General features: G+C 69.4%; 14 protein-coding genes. 7 read left to right on the top strand and 7 right to left on the bottom strand.

What is annotated here, in order from left to right:
* Positions 1–67: 67 nt before the first annotated feature.
* Positions 68–1,333, top strand: a complete 1,266-nt coding sequence (locus tag KA383_05990; GenBank protein ID MBP7745665.1) for a glycosyltransferase family 4 protein — start codon at positions 68–70, stop codon at positions 1,331–1,333.
* Positions 1,330–2,139 carry an FkbM family methyltransferase gene (locus KA383_05985; GenBank protein ID MBP7745664.1) on the top strand — a complete coding sequence of 270 codons (810 nt, stop codon included), beginning with the start codon at positions 1,330–1,332 and terminating at the stop codon, positions 2,137–2,139. The genes KA383_05990 and KA383_05985 overlap by 4 nt, the downstream gene beginning before the upstream one ends.
* A 9-nt stretch (positions 2,140–2,148) precedes the next feature.
* Here KA383_05985 and KA383_05980 read toward each other — a convergent pair whose 3' ends face one another.
* From KA383_05980 to KA383_05950, 7 genes are read right to left on the bottom strand one after another with little or no spacing between them, the layout of a single operon-like run.
* Entirely contained in the window at positions 2,149–3,090 is a 942-nt protein-coding gene (locus KA383_05980; protein ID MBP7745663.1) for a glycosyltransferase, read from the bottom strand.
* Positions 3,091–3,098: 8 nt separating this feature from the next.
* Positions 3,099–5,033, bottom strand: a complete 1,935-nt coding sequence (locus tag KA383_05975) for a glycosyltransferase (protein ID MBP7745662.1) — start codon at positions 5,031–5,033, stop codon at positions 3,099–3,101.
* Positions 5,030–6,550 carry a B12-binding domain-containing radical SAM protein gene (locus KA383_05970; GenBank protein ID MBP7745661.1) on the bottom strand — a complete coding sequence of 507 codons (1,521 nt, stop codon included), beginning with the start codon at positions 6,548–6,550 and terminating at the stop codon, positions 5,030–5,032. The genes KA383_05975 and KA383_05970 overlap by 4 nt, the downstream gene beginning before the upstream one ends.
* A 2-nt stretch (positions 6,551–6,552) precedes the next feature.
* The gene (locus KA383_05965; GenBank protein ID MBP7745660.1) at positions 6,553–7,950 is read right to left on the bottom strand and encodes a glycosyltransferase; all 1,398 of its coding nucleotides are present in this window, start codon (positions 7,948–7,950) and stop codon (positions 6,553–6,555) included.
* On the bottom strand, positions 7,947–8,948 hold the full coding sequence (locus tag KA383_05960) for a polysaccharide deacetylase family protein (GenBank protein ID MBP7745659.1): 1,002 nt from the start codon (positions 8,946–8,948) through the stop codon (positions 7,947–7,949). Before KA383_05960 ends, KA383_05965 begins: the two co-directional genes overlap by 4 nt.
* Positions 8,945–9,739 carry a class I SAM-dependent methyltransferase gene (locus KA383_05955; protein ID MBP7745658.1) on the bottom strand — a complete coding sequence of 265 codons (795 nt, stop codon included), beginning with the start codon at positions 9,737–9,739 and terminating at the stop codon, positions 8,945–8,947. The genes KA383_05960 and KA383_05955 overlap by 4 nt, the downstream gene beginning before the upstream one ends.
* Positions 9,732–11,312 (bottom strand): FkbM family methyltransferase, encoded by a 1,581-nt coding sequence (locus tag KA383_05950; protein MBP7745657.1) that lies wholly within the window; start codon positions 11,310–11,312, stop codon positions 9,732–9,734. The genes KA383_05955 and KA383_05950 overlap by 8 nt, the downstream gene beginning before the upstream one ends.
* A gap of 194 nt (positions 11,313–11,506) precedes the next feature.
* Here KA383_05950 and KA383_05945 point away from each other — a divergent pair, with 194 nt between their 5' ends.
* From KA383_05945 to KA383_05925, 5 genes are read left to right on the top strand one after another with little or no spacing between them, the layout of a single operon-like run.
* Positions 11,507–12,802: an ABC transporter ATP-binding protein gene (locus KA383_05945; protein ID MBP7745656.1), complete on the top strand. Its 1,296-nt coding sequence runs from the start codon at positions 11,507–11,509 to the stop codon at positions 12,800–12,802.
* 6 nt (positions 12,803–12,808) lie between these two features.
* Positions 12,809–13,540, top strand: a complete 732-nt coding sequence (locus KA383_05940) for a class I SAM-dependent methyltransferase (protein ID MBP7745655.1) — start codon at positions 12,809–12,811, stop codon at positions 13,538–13,540.
* Entirely contained in the window at positions 13,537–14,574 is a 1,038-nt protein-coding gene (locus KA383_05935; GenBank protein MBP7745654.1) for a sulfotransferase, read from the top strand. The genes KA383_05940 and KA383_05935 overlap by 4 nt, the downstream gene beginning before the upstream one ends.
* 22 nt (positions 14,575–14,596) lie before the next feature.
* A complete protein-coding gene (gene asnB, locus KA383_05930) occupies positions 14,597–16,615 on the top strand; it encodes an asparagine synthase (glutamine-hydrolyzing) (GenBank protein MBP7745653.1) in 2,019 nt (672 codons plus the stop codon).
* Complete coding sequence (locus KA383_05925; protein ID MBP7745652.1) at positions 16,612–18,048, top strand: hypothetical protein; 1,437 nt, start codon at positions 16,612–16,614, stop codon at positions 18,046–18,048. Before asnB ends, KA383_05925 begins: the two co-directional genes overlap by 4 nt.
* Positions 18,049–18,052 lie beyond the last annotated feature (4 nt).

Below are 18,052 nucleotides of genomic sequence, written 5' to 3'. Positions count from 1 at the left end.
GGATGTACTCTACACCGAACCGCGGCACCCAAGAGGGCAAGCGAGCTCGATGCGGTCCCCCGGCACCATGACGCCCAGAGACCTCTACGTCGGCTGTTTCACCGACGTGGACGGCTGGGGCGGCGCCCTTGCGTTCGCCCGCCGCGTCATCGCGGCCTCGGAGCCTCGCCGCAGCACGCTCCTGCTGGGGACCACGACGGCACCCGACGCGCCCGCGGCCGTGCCGGACGACGCTCGGGAATTCAACGTGCCGGTGCCGGTTGAGCCCCTGCTGTGGCGGGTGCGCCATTGGCGGGTGGGAGCGCAACTTCTGCGGCAGTTACGACGTCTGCCCGCGCCGCGGGTCGCGTTCCTGGCGCTGAGCCCGCACTGGGTCATCGCCGCGAAGCGCGCCTGGCCCGACGTGCCAGTGATCTACAAGCTGCCCTGCCTCCTGCACAACTGCCTGCCGTTCACCTGGCTGTTACACCGGCCGCCGACGTTCTGGCGGCGGGTCGATTTCGCGGGCATCACCCACGCCGAGCACCTGGCCTTCGCGCTGGCCAACCTGGTTCTCACACCGACAGAATCCACGCGCGATGAGGTGCTCACGTTTCACCCGTCCGCACGCGCGCGGGTGGCAGTGCTGCCCTACGGCCCCGGACCCCAGCCCGTGGATCCGGCCCGGCGCGCCGCGCAGCGCCGCACCCTCGGCCTGAATGACAATGTCCTCGCCTTCCTGGCCGCCGGCGTGTGCGATCTGAACAAGGCGTTTGACCTCGCGATTCGCGCCCTGCCGTCCGTGCACGGCCGCGGCCACCTGGTCATCGCCGGCGACGGGCCGGAACGCATGCGGCTGGCGCGGCTGGCCGATGCGCTCGGCGTGGCGGGTCGCGTGCACCTGGTCGGCGCGCAGCGCGACATGGCCCCGTGGTACGCCGCGGCGGATTGCGTGCTCTCGACCAGTCACTACGACACGTTCCCCAATGTGCTGCAGGAGGGGTTGAGCTGCGGACGACCGGCGCTGGTTCCCCGGCACGCGCCGCCGGAGGTTTACGCTGGCTTCGCCGAGATCGTGGCGGCCGAGGGGGGCGGGGTGCTCTTCGACCGCAGCCGGCCGGGCGCCCTGGCCGCGGCGATGAACCGACTGATCGATGATTCATCCGCGCGGCTGGCGTGGGGCCGCGAGGCTGCGGAAATCTGCGAGCGCCGCGCGCGGACGCGCGTGGACATTGACAGCATCTGGCCCGACTTACAGGAAGCGTCGCCCGGCGACGGCATGGCACGGAGGTCAAGCGCGGACAGCGCGGCGGACCGCCGGCCAGAATGCGTCGTCGGGAGTGCGCGAACGTGAGTTGGAAGACACCGCTTCGACACCTGGTTCGTCGCTTCGCTCGCCGACAGGGTTACGACCTCGTCGAGTATCCGCCGCTGACGATCCGCCGGCGGGCGCGGCTGCTGGCGAATTTCGAGATCGACCTGCTGCTGGACGTGGGCGCCGACACGGGTGAGTACGTGCAGACGCTGCGCGCGCGGGGATACACGGGGCGAGTCGTATCCTTCGAGCCCCTGTCCGCGTCGTTTGCGAAGCTGCGGGAAAGCGCGGCCGACGACCCGCGGTGGGAGACGGTGAACGTCGCGCTGGGTGACCGCGACGGCCGCGCGGTCATGCACGTGGCCGGCAACATGCACAGCAGCTCACTGCGCGACATGCAGCCGGCGCACCTGGAAGCCGCCCCGCATTCGGCGTACGTCGGCACCGAAACGGTGACCGTGCGTCGCCTCGACGCGCTGTTCGATGAATATCGCCGCGACGCCGCCAACGTGTTCATGAAGATCGATACGCAGGGTTACGAGCAGGACGTGCTGGCGGGCGCCGCCCGGACCCTACCCCAGATCGCCGGGCTGCAACTGGAAATGTCACTGGTCGAGCTCTACGGTGGCCAGATGCTCTTTCCGCAACTCTGCGAGCTGATCGCCGACCACGGCTTCACGCTCATGTCGCTCGAACCGGGCTTCGCTAACGACCGGACCGGCCAACTGCTCCAGGTAGACGGCGTCTTCTTCCGCCTGGCACGACCGCTCAAGACGTGGCAACGTCAACAGCCGGGGGCCGCCGCGGACGCGGGTGCGGCACCTGTGTTGTCGGGAACGAACTGACCGCGCCCCTCATGTGCTACGAAGTACGGCCCCGCGCATCGCGGCGGCCATCCGCCGTCCCAGCACTCGCTCAGCCAAGACGCCGAGTACGTGCCGCTCGAGCAAGCGCGTCGGCCACCACCGTACCATTCGCCCCAGCGCCCGCCAGTCCAGGCGGTCCTCGTCCTGGTGCGCCCGCAGAACCGTGTTCGCGAAGTGGTCCGCAAGATGGCGGTCGCACGCCCAGCGGCGGCGCCAGTAACCGCGACTCGCCGGCGACCCCCAGTACGCCGCGGACACGCGCCGCCGCTCGTACACAAACGCCGGCCCGCGCCGCAGCCGCCCCGTCTTGCTGTCCGCCTGCAATGTGAACCGCGCCAGCACGTCGTCCACGAGCTTGAGCGGCTGCCGAGCCACGAGTCGCAGGAAGAATTCGTAATCCATCGCGTAGTGCAATCGTTCGTCCAGCAGCCCGATCTCGTCGAGCACTTCGCGCCGGAACAGCACGCCGCACTGCTCCAGGCTGAAGCCGAGCGTCCAGAAGGCGATCATCTGGTCGAGCGTGGCGATGTTCGGCGTCCCCGTGCGCAGGATGCGATCCTGCTCATCGACGAAGTGCACGCGGCCGGCGATGGCACGCACGCCGGTCCCGTTCGCCAGCTCCCGGGCCGCGACGCGGAAGGCGCCCGGTTCGTAGGCGTCGTCCGCGTTGATCCAGGCGATGATGTCGCCGCGCGCCCGGCGGAGGCCCTTGTTCAGCGCGTGGCTCTGCCCGCGGTCCGGCTCGCTGACCCACTGCACGTGCGGATAGCGCCGCAGAATGGCAGGTGTGTCGTCCGTCGAGCAATTGTCGAACACGATGTGCTCAAACTGCGGATAGTCCTGCGCGAGCACACTGCGGATGCAGCGCTCGATGTAGCGCCCCTGGTTGAAGGAGGGCGTCACTACGGAAATGAGCGGCTCGTCCGCCACGCTTGTCCTCACCTCTTCACGCAGCGCAGCAGGGACGTGACCAGCCGGCCCCACTCCCAGCGTGGCCGCCCGCGCGGCACCAGCATCAACGAACGAAAGCCCAGCCGCGCCGCGAGCCCGAAACGGCCGGCGCGGTACGCCGCGTCGCGCTGCATCGCCAGCATGCGCGCCAGCCCCTGGCGCCAGGCCGCGCGGCAATCCGGCCGGTGCCGCAGCGCGCGCCACGCCAGGTGGCGCGCCAGGATTTGTGTGCGTGCCACGTGGGCCACGTTGTCCGTCAGGCTGTGGGGCGCGTGCCAACCGCAGCGAACGAGCTCCTCGTTCAGCACGATGCCCGGCCCGCGACATGCCATCTGCACCCAGAGCAGGTAGTCCTCGCACGAATCCACGCTCCGGCAGAACGGCCCGGCCGGCGGCAGATGGCGAGCCCGCACTACGATCCCCGGCGTCAACAGGAACAGCCCGTTGAACAGGTGCGGGGCCAGGTCAATCGGCCGGCCAAACTCGATCCCCGTGAGTTCCGAGCGCCATTCCTGACCGTCCACCGCGCGCCGCCGGCCGTCGCAGGCCACAAGTACGGCCTCCGGATAGCGCTCCAGCATCGCGAGCTGACGCTCGATCTTCGTCGGCAGCCACTCGTCGTCGGAATCCAGAAACGCCACGTACTCGTTGCGCTGGCCGCGAATGGCAGCGTTTCGCGCCGCCGCCACGCCCGCGTTCGCCTGTCGGATGTATCGAATCTCCCCGGCATAGCGCTGCAGCACTTGCGGCGTGTGATCGGTGCTCCCGTCGTCGACCACGACGATGTCGCAGCGCTCGCGGGCCGTTTGCCGGAGGACGCTCTGGATCGCGCGCTCGACTAGCGCGGCGCGGTTGTAGGTCGGGATTACGACCGTGACGCGGCCCTTGCAGGGCGGCGTATTGGCCACGGGCGCGGGCGCCGGCCGCAGCAGCGTGGAAAGTTGTTTCGCCGCGCGCGGCACGCCCCTTCCGGCGATGCGCTCCGCCAGCGCCGCCAAGATGTACCGGTTCGCGAGCGCGGGCGGCCAGCGCCAGAGCAGCTCCGCCACCAGTCGCCACTTGAAGTCGGTGTCGTGCTTGTGTGAGTCGAGGATGGCGTGCGTCAACACCGTCGCCAGGCTCCGGTTGCACGCCTGCCGCAGGCGCCAATAGCGCGGCGTGAAGACCGAACCCCAGTAGCGGCGCGACACCTGCTCCTTCTCGCGCATGAAGCCGGCGAGGTAGCGCGTCTGCCCCGTCTTGGACTGCGGGTGCAGCACGAAGCCGGCCAGCACATCGTCAACGACCTTGATCGGGAAGTGCCGCGTGAGCCGCAGCCACAGGTCGTAATCCATGGCGTAGTGCAGGCGCGGGTCGAGCGGGCCGACGCGCTCCAACGCCTCGCGGCGGAAGAACATGCCGGGCTGCGACAGGCCATGATCGTGCGTCCACACGTCCACGAGATACTCGTGCCCGTGATAGCGCGGTGACGTGGTCTGCAACAGGCGTCCTTCCGCGTCCACCACGTGCAGCCGCCCCAACAACACCATCAGGCCCGTTTCGCGCCGCAGTTCGCGGGCCACCAGCGTGAACGCGCCGGGCTCGTAATAGTCGTCCGCGTTGATCCAGGCGATGATCTCGCCCCGCGCCCGGGCCAGCGCGCGGTTCAAGGCATCGCTCTGCCCGCGGTCCGGCGCGCTCACCCACTGCACGTGCGGATAGCGGCGCAGCACCGCCAGCGTCTCGTCGGTCGAACAGTTGTCCTGAACGATGTGCTCGCAGCGCGGGTAGTTCTGCGCCAGTACGCTCCGGATGCAGCGCTCGATGAACCGCCCCTGGTTGAACGACGGTGTCACCACCGAGATGAGCGGCAGCGCGGCGGCACGCGGCTCTGCGCGGTGCACGGCTGGCGGTCGCAGTAACGTGCCCGGCGAAACGCTCATCCGCCCAGCTCCCGCGGCGTCCGCACATGGGACGCCACCGCATCCACCGTCGCCCGCACACCACCGCGTACCAGCCGCTGCCCGGCGGCGATGCCGCGCCGCACGCGCCAGTACCCGGGCAGGCCGCGCGTGTGCCGGTCGACCCACTCCGTGCAGCGCCGCCACAGAACGTGGAGCCGACACCACATCGGGTTGGCATGCGCCACGTAGACGTCAAAGTAGTCGTGGCACTCCTGGATCCGCCGGCGGGGGAAACCGGGCAAATCCAGTGCCGCCTGCTTGCGCTCGCGATCCGTCGGCAGCCCCGCCCCGAGCAATCCCTGCTCCCGGCACACGCCGTGCAACGCGGTGCCGGGATAGGGATAGAAGATCGACGTGCGGTGCGCATCGGGCCGGCACAGACGGTTCATGCGGGCTGTCTCGAGGAAATCCCGCCAGGTCTCGCCCGGCAGCCCGATCAGGTTGTACAGCGCCACCTGCATGCCGTGGGTCCGTGCCGCCCGCACCGTCCGCAGCACGTCGTCGTTGCTGTAGTAGCGCCGCAGTACGTCGCGCCGAATGCGCTCGCTGCCGGACTCCAGGCCGATATTCACCGACTGGATGTTCGCCTGCGCGAACGCCGCGAAGAACCGTTCAACTTCAATATGGGGCGTCACGCGCACGTTCGCGCCAAACCGGATTGGCCGCCGGCGCCGGGCGTTGAACGCCGCCAGCCGGTCGCAGAAGCTCTCGGTCCAGTCCGAATCGAGCATGAACGTCTCGACCTCGAGGTACATGCTCTGCGCGGCGTCGGACGGCGCCGCGAGCGATTCGATCTCGCGCACCACGGCCTCCGGCGTCCGCATCCGCACATACGGCCCCGCCGCGAGCTTTTTCAGCGCGTGATTGCAGCAGTACGCACACTGGTATGGGCAGCCGCGGCCGAGCAGCACCGTGTGCACCGGCGGCCTGGAGTGGTCCAGCCACTCGTCCCACATGCGACGATCCGGCGGGGGCAGTGAATCGAGCGGTCGCACGAACGGGCGCGTCGCGTTGCGCTGCACGTCGCCGCCGCGTCGCAGCCAGAGGTTCGCGATGCCGGTCGGCACCAGCCCGGCGTCGAGGGCGGCGGCCAGTTCCAGGGTCGGGTGCTCGCCTTCGCCGACGCACACCGCGTCGAAACCGTCGCGCAGCGCCTGCTCCGGATTCAGCGACACGTGGACGCCGCCGATCAATTGCGGCAGATTCGGCCGCAGCGCACGCACGTGCTCCGCCACGCGGACGATGAACGGGTACTGCGTCGCGACCGCGGTGTGGCACACGAGCGTAGGCTCGAACGCGCGCAGCCGCTCCGTGACGAGTGGGAACTCGGCCGCGCCGCGGCGACTCTCCAGCACGACCAGGCGCGTCTCGTGCCCGTGCGCTTTCAGCAGCGCGGAGATGTACGAAATGCCGAGCTGCACGGCGGCGGCCGAGAGTGGCCGGCGATCAAACCGCCGGTGTCCGTCAATCGAGAACACAAACAGAACGCGCGCCATGCTCACGACACCTCGACCATCGCGCACTCGCGGTGCGCCGGCATCCCGGCTGGCGATTCACGTTCAGTCGCTTCCCAGCCCAACACCCGAGCCAAACGCTGTCCCCACCACCCAACACTGCTGCGGGACACGCTCCGGCCGCGTCGCCGGCACCACGACGCGATCGCCCGGCGGTATTCGTCGCGATACTCGGCCACTACCGCCGGAATCGACGACGTGCGCAGCACGAATGCGCGCCCCCGGCGGCCCATCGCCCGCAGGTTGTTCGGTGCGCGCAGCAGGCATACCAACCCCGCGGCAAGTTCCGCCGGCTGCCCATCATGCGCGAGGTATCCGGTCTGCGAATGCTCGATCTGCTCCGGCACGCCGCCCACGTCGTACGCCACCACCGGCGTCTCGCAGGCCAGCGCTTCCAGCACCGTCAGCGGGTAGTTCTCCGCGCGCGACGGGAACAGGCAGACGTCGGCACAGGCGTATGCGGCCGCCAGCGGTTGCCGCCCGTGCTGGAACGCCAGGGCGCGCCCCGTCAGACGCGTCGCGGCTAGCAGTGCCGCGCTGCCCCGGCCAATCGCCAGCACCTGCAGATCGGGCACGGCCGCCGCCGCCCCCCGCAGCGCTACAATGCCGTCCGGGCCGCCCTTGAGCGCGTCGCTCCAGTTGTTGCCGGCGAGCACGACCGTAGGCCGCTCCGGTGTCAGGCCGAGCCGACGACGCAATTCCGCGCGGTCGGAACGCGGCGCAAACGTATCACAGTCGATCGGCGGCCGGATGACGCGGCGCGGCAACGACTGCAACGCCGGGATTTCCGCGACACGTCGCCCGAGCCAGTGTGAAGGCGTGACAACCCGCGGCCGCGCCCAGCGCCAGAGCCACGGCTTGACCCGACGATAGATGCCGGTGCGGTCCACGCCGCTCACCGGGTACACGCCCGTCTGCGGGCAGCGCCCGCACACACGCCGCCAGCGGGTGCACGTCGCCGGCGCCGCGCAGCCGCCCGTCAGCGGCCAGCAGTCGTGCAGCGTCCAGACCAGCGGCTTCTGCCAGCCCCAGAGCGGCAGCGCCGCGAGCGACACGAAGTCGCCATGCAGGTTGTGCAGGTGAACCACGTCCGCCGCCGCAAAGTCAGGGCGGCTTCGCCAGCAAAAGGAGCTGACGTGTCCCAGGTCCGTGAAGCCCTGGCGCGCCAGCCACGCCGCCGCACGCGTCTCGCGCCACGATCCGGCCGCACACTGACACGGGTGCCCGGTGACGGACGCCCGCACGAACGCCCGCACGTCGTCGCCGGCCCGCCGCAGGCCCTCGGCCAGCAGCTCGCCGACACGTCCGGCGCCGCCCCCGGTCTGGTGGGTGTTCACCATCAGCACGTGGAGCCGGTCATCGGGCAACGCGGGGTGCCTCATTCGTCGCACCAGCCCTGGAAGCGCGCGCGGAATTGGTCCACCGACCAGTTGCGCACCAGGCAGCGCGGCACCGCGAACGGGCTGCGCGCCCAGCGCGCGTTGCCGATGCGGTTCGCGAATGCGCAGCGGAAGCCGGCCGCGCGGGCCGCCTCCTCGCCCTGCGCCCCCACGTCGTTCCGTCCGCCGTAGGGATACGCCAGCATCTCCACCGGAATACCCAGGTGTTTCTCGAGGTCGCGTTTGCTGAGCATCAACTCGTCGCGCAGTGCATCCGGCGCCAGACCCGCCAGCGGCGCGTGCGAGCGCGTGTGCGCCCCGACCGTCATGCCGGCCGCCGCCCACGCGCGCAGTTCTTCCCAGCTCATCGGCCGCGAGTCCTCGTCGGCCGCGGGCGGTGCCACTCCGCCCTGCCACGCCAGGTCCGTCAGTACGTTGGCCCGCGTTTCCTCCGCCATCGGCTTGAGCACCGCGTGCATGGTGCGGTACGTCGCGGCGCGGTCTGCCCCGTGCGCGACCACCGTGCCGTCGGGCATCCGCCAGGCATCGCCGTCGGGTTTGCCGTCAAAGACGATCGTCTCGAGCGCATCCCACCAGAATGGCGCGCCCGTGCTGATCGCCCCGGTAACGGCGAAGACCGCCGCGCTGAAGCCGGCGTCCACCAGCACCGGCAGCGCGTGGTGGAAATTGTCCGCGTAGCCGTCGTCAAAGGTGATGACCGCGCGCGGCTTGCCGTCGAGGTTCAGCGTGGAGCGCGTCGTCTGGCACGCCGCCTTCAGAAACTCGCGCGGCCGCAGCGGGCGCGTGTTCTCCGCCAGCCATTTCAGGTGCGCGGCAAAATGGTCCACGCTCGTCACCAGCTCGTTCACGTCGCGGCCGACCGTCGGCAGCACGCGGTGATACAGCAGCACGATCGTCGGCGGGGCCACGCGCCGGCGCAGCGCCGCGCGCATCTTTTCCGGCAACGAGGCCATCAGGTCTTTGTCCGGCGCAGGCGTCATCGCGCGGCTCCCTCTGTGTTGAACCAGTAGAAACTCTCATACGACCACACGCTCGCCCACAGGCCGTAGCGCACGTGCCGCGGCAGCAGGTCGAACGCCTCCCGAATGGCGACGGTCTCGTCGGCCGGCCCGCGCGGCACCGCGTCGCCACGCGACAAATACCAGCGCAGCCGCCTCCACCCCGGCCGCAGGCGCGCCAGTTGTTTCAGGAAGAACCTGCGCTGGTCCGGCGTGTTGCAGAAACCGCCGTAGGCCTCCAAACGCAGCCCCGCGGCCCGGGCCCAGCGAATGAGCGTCGGCGGCCAGATCGCCCGGTCGAGCGGTTGAATCGTCTGGTAGAGCCCGAGGTGCTGCAGCCAGCGCCACATATACGTGTCGGAGGTTAGCGACACCACGCCGCCGGGGCGCACCACGCGCGCCAGGTCACGCAGCCAGGCGCGCGGGTTCTCCACATGCTCGATCACGCCGGTCGAAATCACGGCGTCAAACCGCGCGTCCTCGAACGGGACGTCCGCACCGCACACCAGTTCCGCGTTGTACGGGCCGCGCGCCCGGACGTACTCCAGGCGTTGCGCGCTGATCTCCAAGCCCGTGAGACGCGTGAAGCCCAGCGCCGCCAGCGTGCGCAGCACCCGCCCGCTGCCGCAGCCGGCTTCCAGGATCGCCGCCGTCCGCGGCAGACGCAGCAGCGGCTGAATCCCGACGGCGTAGCGCATGCGCTCGGTCGCGACCGGATACTCGTCGAGCCGCGTTGCCGCCACATCCCAGGCTGGCGCCAGCACTTCAGTCATCCACCGTCACCCGCTTCACCGCCCGCGCCGCGATAAGCACGGGGTAATCGTCGTCAACCGAGTCCAGTTCGCCCGGCGTCAGCTCCTGGGCCGCGCGACCGTCAAGCAGGGCCGTCGCCGACCGCACATTGCCGTAGTTGCGCACCGTCACATCCGCCGCGTCGAAACACCGGGCCAGCAGCCGCCGCACCGATTGCGGCGTGAACCGCCAATAGTCGCCCCAGCGCTCGGCGTCGTAGCGCGAACGCTGGCTGATGCCCGGTACGGTCAGCAGCAGGACGCCCCCGGGCTTGAGAATCCGCCACGCGTGGCGCAGCGCCGCCGGCACGTCGAAGATAAACGGCAGCGTCTGCGTCAGGATGAAGCAATCGTAGGTGTCGTCCGCGACGTGGTCGGCATGGGTCAGGTCTGCCACGACCGTCGTGCCTGGCGAATCATGCAGGTTCAGCACGTCGCGCACAGCGACGCGCGTCCCCCCAAACCGGCGCGTGTACTCGTTGCCGCCCACTTCGAGCACCCGGCCATGTACGTCTACACGCTGCGCATGCAAGAACGCGTCGATGTAGTGCCGGTCGATCGGCATTCCGCGGTCGAGGCCGAACACGCGACTCGCCGGCTCCGGCGTTGCGACGCTCTCCGTCACGCGTGGCGCGGCGGGCGCGGCCACGCGCGCTGATCGTCGCTCCCACAGCCGCGTCGCCGCGATGAGCTGGAAGAACCGCGTTGTTGCGCCCACCCGGAACGGCGGCGCCACCTGGCCGTTCGTTTCATAGTCGAAATGGTTGAGCAGGTATCGGAACCCACACTCATCCAGCAGGCGCAGGATGGCGTGCAGTTTTTGCCCGCACTCCGGAAATCCGTGGTACTCGATGACCATTTGGCGGACGTTTTGCAGGCGGTCGGCGGCGGCCTGCAGCACGTCCCACTCCGCCCCCTCGATGTTCATCTTCAGCAGGTCGACCGGCTCACCCAGGTAGTCCGCCAGCCGCACTGTCGGCACGACCGCGGCCGAGGGCGGTGCATAGTCGCCGTGCGCGAGCGCTCCACCGTCCGCGCCGTCGGCGACGAACCGGGCCGTGCCGCCCACGCCGGCCAGCGCCGCCGGCACGACCTCCACGTCCGTCAGCCGGTTCTCCTGGATGTTCCGGGTGAGCAGCTCCAGCACGGTTGCGTCCGGCTCGAAGGCGGTCACTCGGCAATCCGGGGCGATCCGCTTGAAGCGCAGCACGCTCAGGCCGACGTGGCTGCCGCAATCGAGCACGCGCGGCCGGGGCCCCGTCGGCTGAAAGTCGTAGATGCCCCACGCGAAGATGTGCTTGTATTCCATGTACAGCGACAACAGGTCGTCGTAGTGCACGCGGCAGCCGTCCAGGGTCAGGCAGCCCGGCCGGTAGCGCTCGGCCGCCAGCGCCCGGCGGCGCAACTGCGCCAGGCGGCGCGCCATTACCAGCGCGCGCAGCGCCTTGCGCCCGCGCCCGCGCAATTGCCAATATCGCGCCCGCCAGGCGGCCGTCGAGGGCACAGACAGACCCTCGGCTCGGGCCGCGGCGGTCGAACCCGATGGCAAGTTCATTGTGATACTCCATTACTTCTATCGGGTCCGAGTAGCACCCAATTGACGCTCGCGAGCCGGTGTCCGCAGGCGACGGGGCGGCAAGTCTTGCGCGGCCCCCGTGCGGTTCAGAGCACCTCCACCCAGACCCGATATCCAAGAACAACCGGAAGCGACGCTGCGCGCCGCCCACCCGGAGTGCAGAAAGTGCGCGAATGAGTCAGCCGGCGATCGTCATCGAGAACCTCGCGAAGCGCTACAAGATCGGCCGCCCCGCGCCGCCGGCCCGCACCTGGACGGCAGCCCTTGCGGCGGCCTTTCAGTCGCACCTGCGCCGCCTGCGCCTGCTCAGCGAGACCGGCAGTGAGGACGAGTTCATCTGGGCGTTGCGCGATGTAAGTTTCAGCGTCCAGCCCGGCGAGGTGGTCGGCATCATCGGCCGCAACGGCTCCGGCAAGAGCACGCTGCTGAAGATTCTCTCCCGCGTGGTCTGCCCGACCAGCGGCCGGGCCACCATCCGCGGCCGCGTCGGCAGCCTGCTCGAGGTCGGCACCGGCTTTCACCCCGAGCTTACCGGCCGCGAAAACATCTACCTGAACGGCGCTATCCTCGGCATGACCCGCGCCGAAATCCGCCGCAAGTTCGACGAGATCGTCGCGTTCTCCGAGGTCGAGCGCTTCCTCGATACGCCGGTGAAACGCTACTCCAGCGGCATGTACGTCCGGCTGGCCTTTGCGGTCGCCGCGCACCTCGACCCGGAAATCCTGATCGTGGACGAAGTGCTTGCCGTGGGCGACGCCGGCTTCCAGCAGAAGTGCCTCGGCAAGATGGGCACGGTCGCGAAGCAGGGCCGCACGGTCCTGTTCGTAAGCCACAATACGCTGGCCATTGAGGCGCTGTGCCAGCGTGCCGTTATGCTCAACGCTGGGCGGATCGTGGACATCGGACCCGCCGCGCAGGTCGTCGCCGGCTACATGTCGAGCCTGCTCGCCCAGTCGCGCGGTGCCCTCGACGCCGGCCGGACCCGCCACATTCGCGCCGTGCGGATGATGACCCCCGACGGCCGCGCCAGTGACGCCTTTCCGATCGGCGCGGACATCGTGTTCGAGTTGGACCTGTTCCACGAGCCCGTGCTCGAACACCCGCGCGTCGGCATCGGTATCCACAACGCCGCCGGCCAGCGTCTGGTTACCATTCACACCGACATACAGCAGAACTCTCGCTGGGCGGTGGAAGGACGGCGCACGATCCGGGCCGTCTGGCACAATGCGCGCCTCGCGCCGTACCGCTATCGCGTGGACGTGGCGCTGTGGGGCCGCACCAGCGACGTCGAGACGCTGACCGACTGCCGCACGCTGACGATCCTGCCGCGCGACGTCTACGGCACGGGCGCGCTGCCGGACCCGAACAGCCAGGGCTACGTCGTCCCCGACGCCCGCTGGGACCTGAATCCGGAGCCGCTACCCAACGCCGAACCGCACCCGACGATGGAGCCCGCCACCGCGGGATGAGCCGACATGGACGTCCGCACGCGCACGCACGTCATCACGGATCGCCAGACCGGCGGGCAGCAACTCGTCATTGACGGCTTTCACCTTTCCGCCGCCGAGCACGTCGCCGCCCTCGTCGCCCGCTGGCGCTACCCGCCCGGGCGCTTCGAGCGCTATCTGCCGCGCTGGAACGGGATCACCGGCTGGCTGCCACCGTCTCAGGGGGCGCGCCTATTTGACCTCGCGCGCAACACCGACGCCGCTGGCGACGTAGTCGAAATCGGCAGCGCCTTCGGCCGCAGCACTGTCTGCCTGGCGCTGGGCACGCGGATGCGCGGCGCCGGTCGCGTGTACGCCGTCGATCCGCACACGGGCGGCATCGGCCTGGTCGAGGAATATGGCGCCCTCGCCGCGGCGTTCTCGTCGCTCCGGGCGTTCATGCAGAACATCGCCCGCTTCAAGCTGGACGACGTCGTCGTCCCGCTCACCGTCACCAGTCAGGCGGCCGCCGCCAGTTGGCCCGGCACGCCGATCCGGCTGCTCTTCATCGACGGCTGGCACGACTACGACGCCTGCCGACACGACATTCTGAGGTGGGGCCGCTGGGTCACGCCCGGCGGGGTGATCGCGATTCACGATTACGACTGGCCCGAGGTCAAGCGGGCCGTGGACGACAGCGTGCAAGAGCTGGGCGGTTTCGGCCCGGTCGAGACACCCGACCCGAACCTGGCGCTGGCCCGCCGCGAGGCCGCCCCATGAGCGTCCTGCGCGTCGATCGGCCGGTCTTCATCGTCGGCTCCGCCAGTTCGGGGACCACGCTGCTGGGCGTGATGCTGGACCGGCACGCGCAGTTCGCCTGCGGTCCGGAGGTCTACGCGTTCGACAAGCGGCAGTTGTACGCGCCGTGGCCCCACGTGCAGCGGAACATCGGCCGCTGGCTGCGCCGTGGGCTGCTCTCCGACGGCCAGATCGACACGCCGGATTTCTTCCACAGCCGGGACGCCTATTTCTGCGACGCCGAGATGCTGGTCCGCCTGGCGCAGGAGGCCACGGGCCTGCGCGGTTTCTTTGACGCGTTCTTCACGAACTATTTGCAGAAGCGGGGCAAGTCGCGCTGGGTCGAGAAGACCGGCTCGAACGGTTATTACCTGGGCCACATCCTCGAACTGTACCCTGACGCCCGCGTCATCCACCTGGTCCGCGACGGCCGCGACGTCGTCTGCTCGCTGCTCAAGCGCGACCCGCGCCCCTACCACGCCGTCAGCCACTGGCTCTACAACGTGTCGGCGGCGATCGCGTGGCGCGACCATCCGGCGTACCTGGAAGTGAAATACGAGGCCCTCGCTGTGCAGCCGCAGGCCACGCTCGAGCGCATTTGCCAGCACCTGGACGTCGCGTTCGAGCCGCAGATGCTCGCCGCGTCGCAGGATGATTACTGGAAAAACTGCGCGCCCGTCAGCATCCACGCCACCTGGAGCAACAGCCCGCTCAGCGGCGGCGTGTCGGCCCAGTCCATCGGGCGCTACAAGACCGAACTCACACCCGCGGTCGAGGCCCTGTTCTGGCGCCTGCGCCTCTCACACTGGGGCCGGCGCCGCCTGCATGTGGCTCATCGCGGCGTCGCGGAGCTGATGCGGCTGCTGGGCTACGTCGACCGGACGCCGGCCCACGTACATCACGTGCCGCTGAACCTCTGCGCCGCGGGCCTGCGGCAATTCTGGGGACGGCTGCGTGCGCATTGGCGCCGCAACCACCAGCTCTGGCTGCCTTTGACGCGCATCGCGCTTGGCTGAGCGCGCGCCAGCGAGTACCGGTATGTGCGGCATCCTGGGTACGTACGAACGTGTCGTGACGACGGAATACGTCGAGGACTTCCGCCGCGCGCTCGCACTGCTCACCCATCGCGGCCCCGACCGCACCCGTTGCTGGCATGACGGCCGCATCATCCTCGGCCACACGCGGCTCGCCATCGTCGACCTGTCCGACGCGGCCGACCAGCCGATGGCGGACGCCACCGGCCGCTACCACCTCGTCTTCAACGGCGAGATCTACAACTATCTCGAGCTGCGCCGCGAGCTGGCCACCGCCGGCGACGTGTTCCGCACCGACTCAGACACCGAAGTCATCCTGGCCGCGTATCAGCGCTGGGGGCCGGCGTGCCTGCAGCGCTTCAACGGGATGTTCGCCTTCGCGCTCTACGACGCACGTGAGCACCGCCTGTTCGCCGCCCGCGACCGCTACGGCGTGAAGCCGCTCTATTACGCGCAGGCCGACGGGGGCTTCACCTTCGCCTCCGAGATGAAAGCCCTGCTCGCACTTGGTGCGGCCGCCCAACCCCACTGGCCACAGGTCGGCCGCTACCTGCAAGGCTGGGGCTGCGACGCGGACAGCGCGACGGTTTACACCGGCGTGGCCAGCGTACCCGCCGGTCACTACGTCGAAGTCCACGGCCGGCACGTGCGTCTGACACGCTGGTGGGACGTGCTGGAGCAGCGCATCGACGTACCCCGCCGGTTCGAGGATCGCGTCGCCGAGTTCCGCAACCTGCTGACCGACGCCGTGCGGCTCCGCCTGCGTAACGACGTCCCGACCGGCGTATGTCTGAGCGGTGGCATGGATTCGTCCGCCGTGTATGGCGTCGCGCGCGCCTTGCGGGCCGCCGGCCAGGTGCGCAGTGCGACGTCCGGCGCGGCCAAGGACTTCCGCGTCTTCTCGCTCTCACACCCCGGCAGCCCGGTGGATGAGTACCCGTGGGTCGAGCGGTGTGTGCGCTTCTGGCACGACGATGAGCAGGTGTCCATCGTCCGCCCGCAGCCGGACCGCCTGCCGGCGCTCGTCGATGACCTGATCTGGCACCAGGAGGCGCCGGTCTGGTCGTCCTCCGTGCTCGCGCTGCACATCATGTACGCGCACGTGGCCAGCCAGGGCACGCGCGTCATCCTCGAAGGTCACGGCGGCGATGAGCTGCTGGGCGGCTACCCGTATTTCGCCCAGGCGGCCGTGGATACGTATGCTGCCCGCGGCGACTGGCGGCGCACCTGGCAGGCCGCGCGCTGCCTCGCCGACACGCGCAACCCGGACATCGACGAAGTCGGGTCACCTGCGTGGCGCATCTTTCTCGCGAAGCTGCCCCGCGCGCCGTACCTGCGGCGCTGGCTGAAGTGGCAATCGCGACGCGTCGTGGGTGAACGCACTGCACCATCACCGGTACAGACGACATCGTACGTCACACCGGACATCCGTTCCGCCTGCCCGCCCATGCGCGTCCCCACGCTGGACGGTCTAAGTCCGCTGGGCACGGAGCTTCATACCGCCTTCACACAGCGCGTCCTGCCAATCGTGCTGCGGGTCGTGGACCGCGCGACGATGGCGTACAGTGTCGAATCGCGCGCCCCCCTGCTCGACCACCGCCTCGTCCAATTCGCATTCTCGCTGCCCGACGAGGACAAGGTCGCCCGCGAGACGAAGCACATCCTGCGGGCCGCGACGGCCGATGTCGTGCCGCACGCCGTCCGCCGCCGGCGAGCCAAGCTCGGCTTCTCCATCGCCGAACGCGAGTGGTTCGACGCCCCGATTGTGCGCGATTACCTCCGCGATGTTTGCGGCAGCCGGTCCATGCGGGAATGCGGCTTCATCGACGCAGCGGCGCTATCCGCCGGCGTCGAGCGCTGCGCCCGCGACGGCTTCACCTGGCACGACACCACGCGTATCTGGGAAGCGCTCAACATCTTCCTCTGGCATGAACGCTTCGTGCGCCCGGCAGCGCCGCGCCACAGCCCCGCGTCGATCGCCCAGGCCGCGGAGTGCGTAGGCGTCGGGGGTGAAAAACCATGACCGCGACACTCACCACCGAACGCACGACTACGCTTTACGAAACCGACTGGCTCGGCTCACAACCCGTGTTCTACAACGAGCGCACCGCCCGCGCCAGCCACAACATTCATGACGTCATCGACCTCGACGACCTGCAGTTTCACCCCGAGGGCTTCAACAACTATCTACGCTTCGGCTACTCCGTGTTCGGCCAGACGCCCATCCGCCACGTGAAGGTCCTGCCCGCGTCCAGCCGGCTCACGCTCGATGCATCCGGCCGATTTCACGTGTGCGCCCTGCCCGACCCCGTCGAGCGCTGGCTCGGCCGGACGAGCGACGAGCACCAGGTCATCGAGGCGCTCACAGCCGCGGTCCGTGAATGGGAGCACAACGTCGACGGGGTCATCATCGTCCCCACCAGCGGCGGCTATGACTCGCGCCTGTTGAACGTCCTGCTGCGCGACAAGCGCCGCATTCGCTCCTTCACCTATGGGCTCGCCGCACGCCAGGCCGAGTCCAGTGAGGTGGTCTACGCCCGCCGGCTGGCCGAGCGCCTCGGCACACGCTGGGAGCAGGTTCCACTCGGTGACTTCCACCGCTACTTCGACGACTGGGACGCGCTGTTCGGTCCCGCCACGCACGCGCACGGCATGTACCAGATCGAGTTCTATCGTCGGATTGCCGCCGTGCACTCCGGCCCGCATGCGCTGCTCAGCGGCATCATCGGCGACGCCTGGGCTGGAGACGTCGAGATCGAGCCGCTCGAACGCCCGGCCGACCTGACCCGACTCGGGTACGCCCACGGCATGCACGCGGACGCCCGTATGAGCCTGCTGCGCGACGATGGCACACTGGCCGGCGCCTACTTCGAGCAGCACCGCGACCGGCTCCGCGCTGCACGCTTCCGCGTCGTCGAGGCCATGCGCTTCAAGATCATCCTACTCAACTATCTGCTGCGTGTGCCCGCCACACTCGGCTTTCGACCCTGGTCGCCGTTCCTGGTGCCCGAACTCGCCCTCGCGATGCTGACGCTGCCGGATGAACGCCGGGCCGAGCGCCGCTGGCAACGCGACTTCTTCGCCCGCCACAGGCTGGATTTCGAATCCACGGATCTCTCCGCGGACCGGCGAAACACGCTCAACCAGCAGGCGCTAAAGCGGCGGCCCCTGCGCCCGCTGGACACGCAGCTCCTCAGCGCCCTCGTCCGCCCAGATTATGTTCAATGGATCAACGACACGGCTCGGGACCATGGCGCGCTCGCCGACCTCTGGTGGTGCCTGGTGCGCCAGCGACGCTGGGGACGACCCTTGCGCCGCCGCGGATTCGTCGACCGCCAGATGGAGGCCTATTGCGCGTACCTGACGTTGCGTCCGATCGACAATCTCCTCCGGCGACAAGCGCAGGCCCGCTGTGATGACCGATGGAACTTGAGCGGCGCAGGCGCGCCGGCATAGTGGC

Source organism: Phycisphaerae bacterium, from assembly GCA_017999985.1.
Taxonomy (GTDB): Bacteria; Planctomycetota; Phycisphaerae; order UBA1845; family Fen-1342; genus JAGNKU01.
Note: the sequence above shows the minus strand (reverse complement) of the source record. Positions and strands in the feature narration are given on the sequence as shown.

Excerpts from the sequence above, each read along its gene's own strand:
- KA383_05990 (MBP7745665.1), top strand. The coding sequence starts at position 68 with ATGACGCCCAGAGACCTCTACGTCGGCTGTTTCACCGACGTGGACGGC.
- KA383_05975 (MBP7745662.1), bottom strand. The coding sequence starts at position 5,033 with ATGAGCGTTTCGCCGGGCACGTTACTGCGACCGCCAGCCGTGCACCGC.
- KA383_05970 (MBP7745661.1), bottom strand. The coding sequence starts at position 6,550 with ATGGCGCGCGTTCTGTTTGTGTTCTCGATTGACGGACACCGGCGGTTT.
- KA383_05965 (MBP7745660.1), bottom strand. The coding sequence starts at position 7,950 with ATGAGGCACCCCGCGTTGCCCGATGACCGGCTCCACGTGCTGATGGTG.
- KA383_05960 (MBP7745659.1), bottom strand. The coding sequence starts at position 8,948 with ATGACGCCTGCGCCGGACAAAGACCTGATGGCCTCGTTGCCGGAAAAG.
- KA383_05955 (MBP7745658.1), bottom strand. The coding sequence starts at position 9,739 with ATGACTGAAGTGCTGGCGCCAGCCTGGGATGTGGCGGCAACGCGGCTC.
- KA383_05950 (MBP7745657.1), bottom strand. The coding sequence starts at position 11,312 with ATGAACTTGCCATCGGGTTCGACCGCCGCGGCCCGAGCCGAGGGTCTG.
- KA383_05945 (MBP7745656.1), top strand. The coding sequence starts at position 11,507 with ATGAGTCAGCCGGCGATCGTCATCGAGAACCTCGCGAAGCGCTACAAG.
- KA383_05940 (MBP7745655.1), top strand. The coding sequence starts at position 12,809 with ATGGACGTCCGCACGCGCACGCACGTCATCACGGATCGCCAGACCGGC.
- KA383_05935 (MBP7745654.1), top strand. The coding sequence starts at position 13,537 with ATGAGCGTCCTGCGCGTCGATCGGCCGGTCTTCATCGTCGGCTCCGCC.
- asnB (MBP7745653.1), top strand. The coding sequence starts at position 14,597 with ATGTGCGGCATCCTGGGTACGTACGAACGTGTCGTGACGACGGAATAC.
- KA383_05925 (MBP7745652.1), top strand. The coding sequence starts at position 16,612 with ATGACCGCGACACTCACCACCGAACGCACGACTACGCTTTACGAAACC.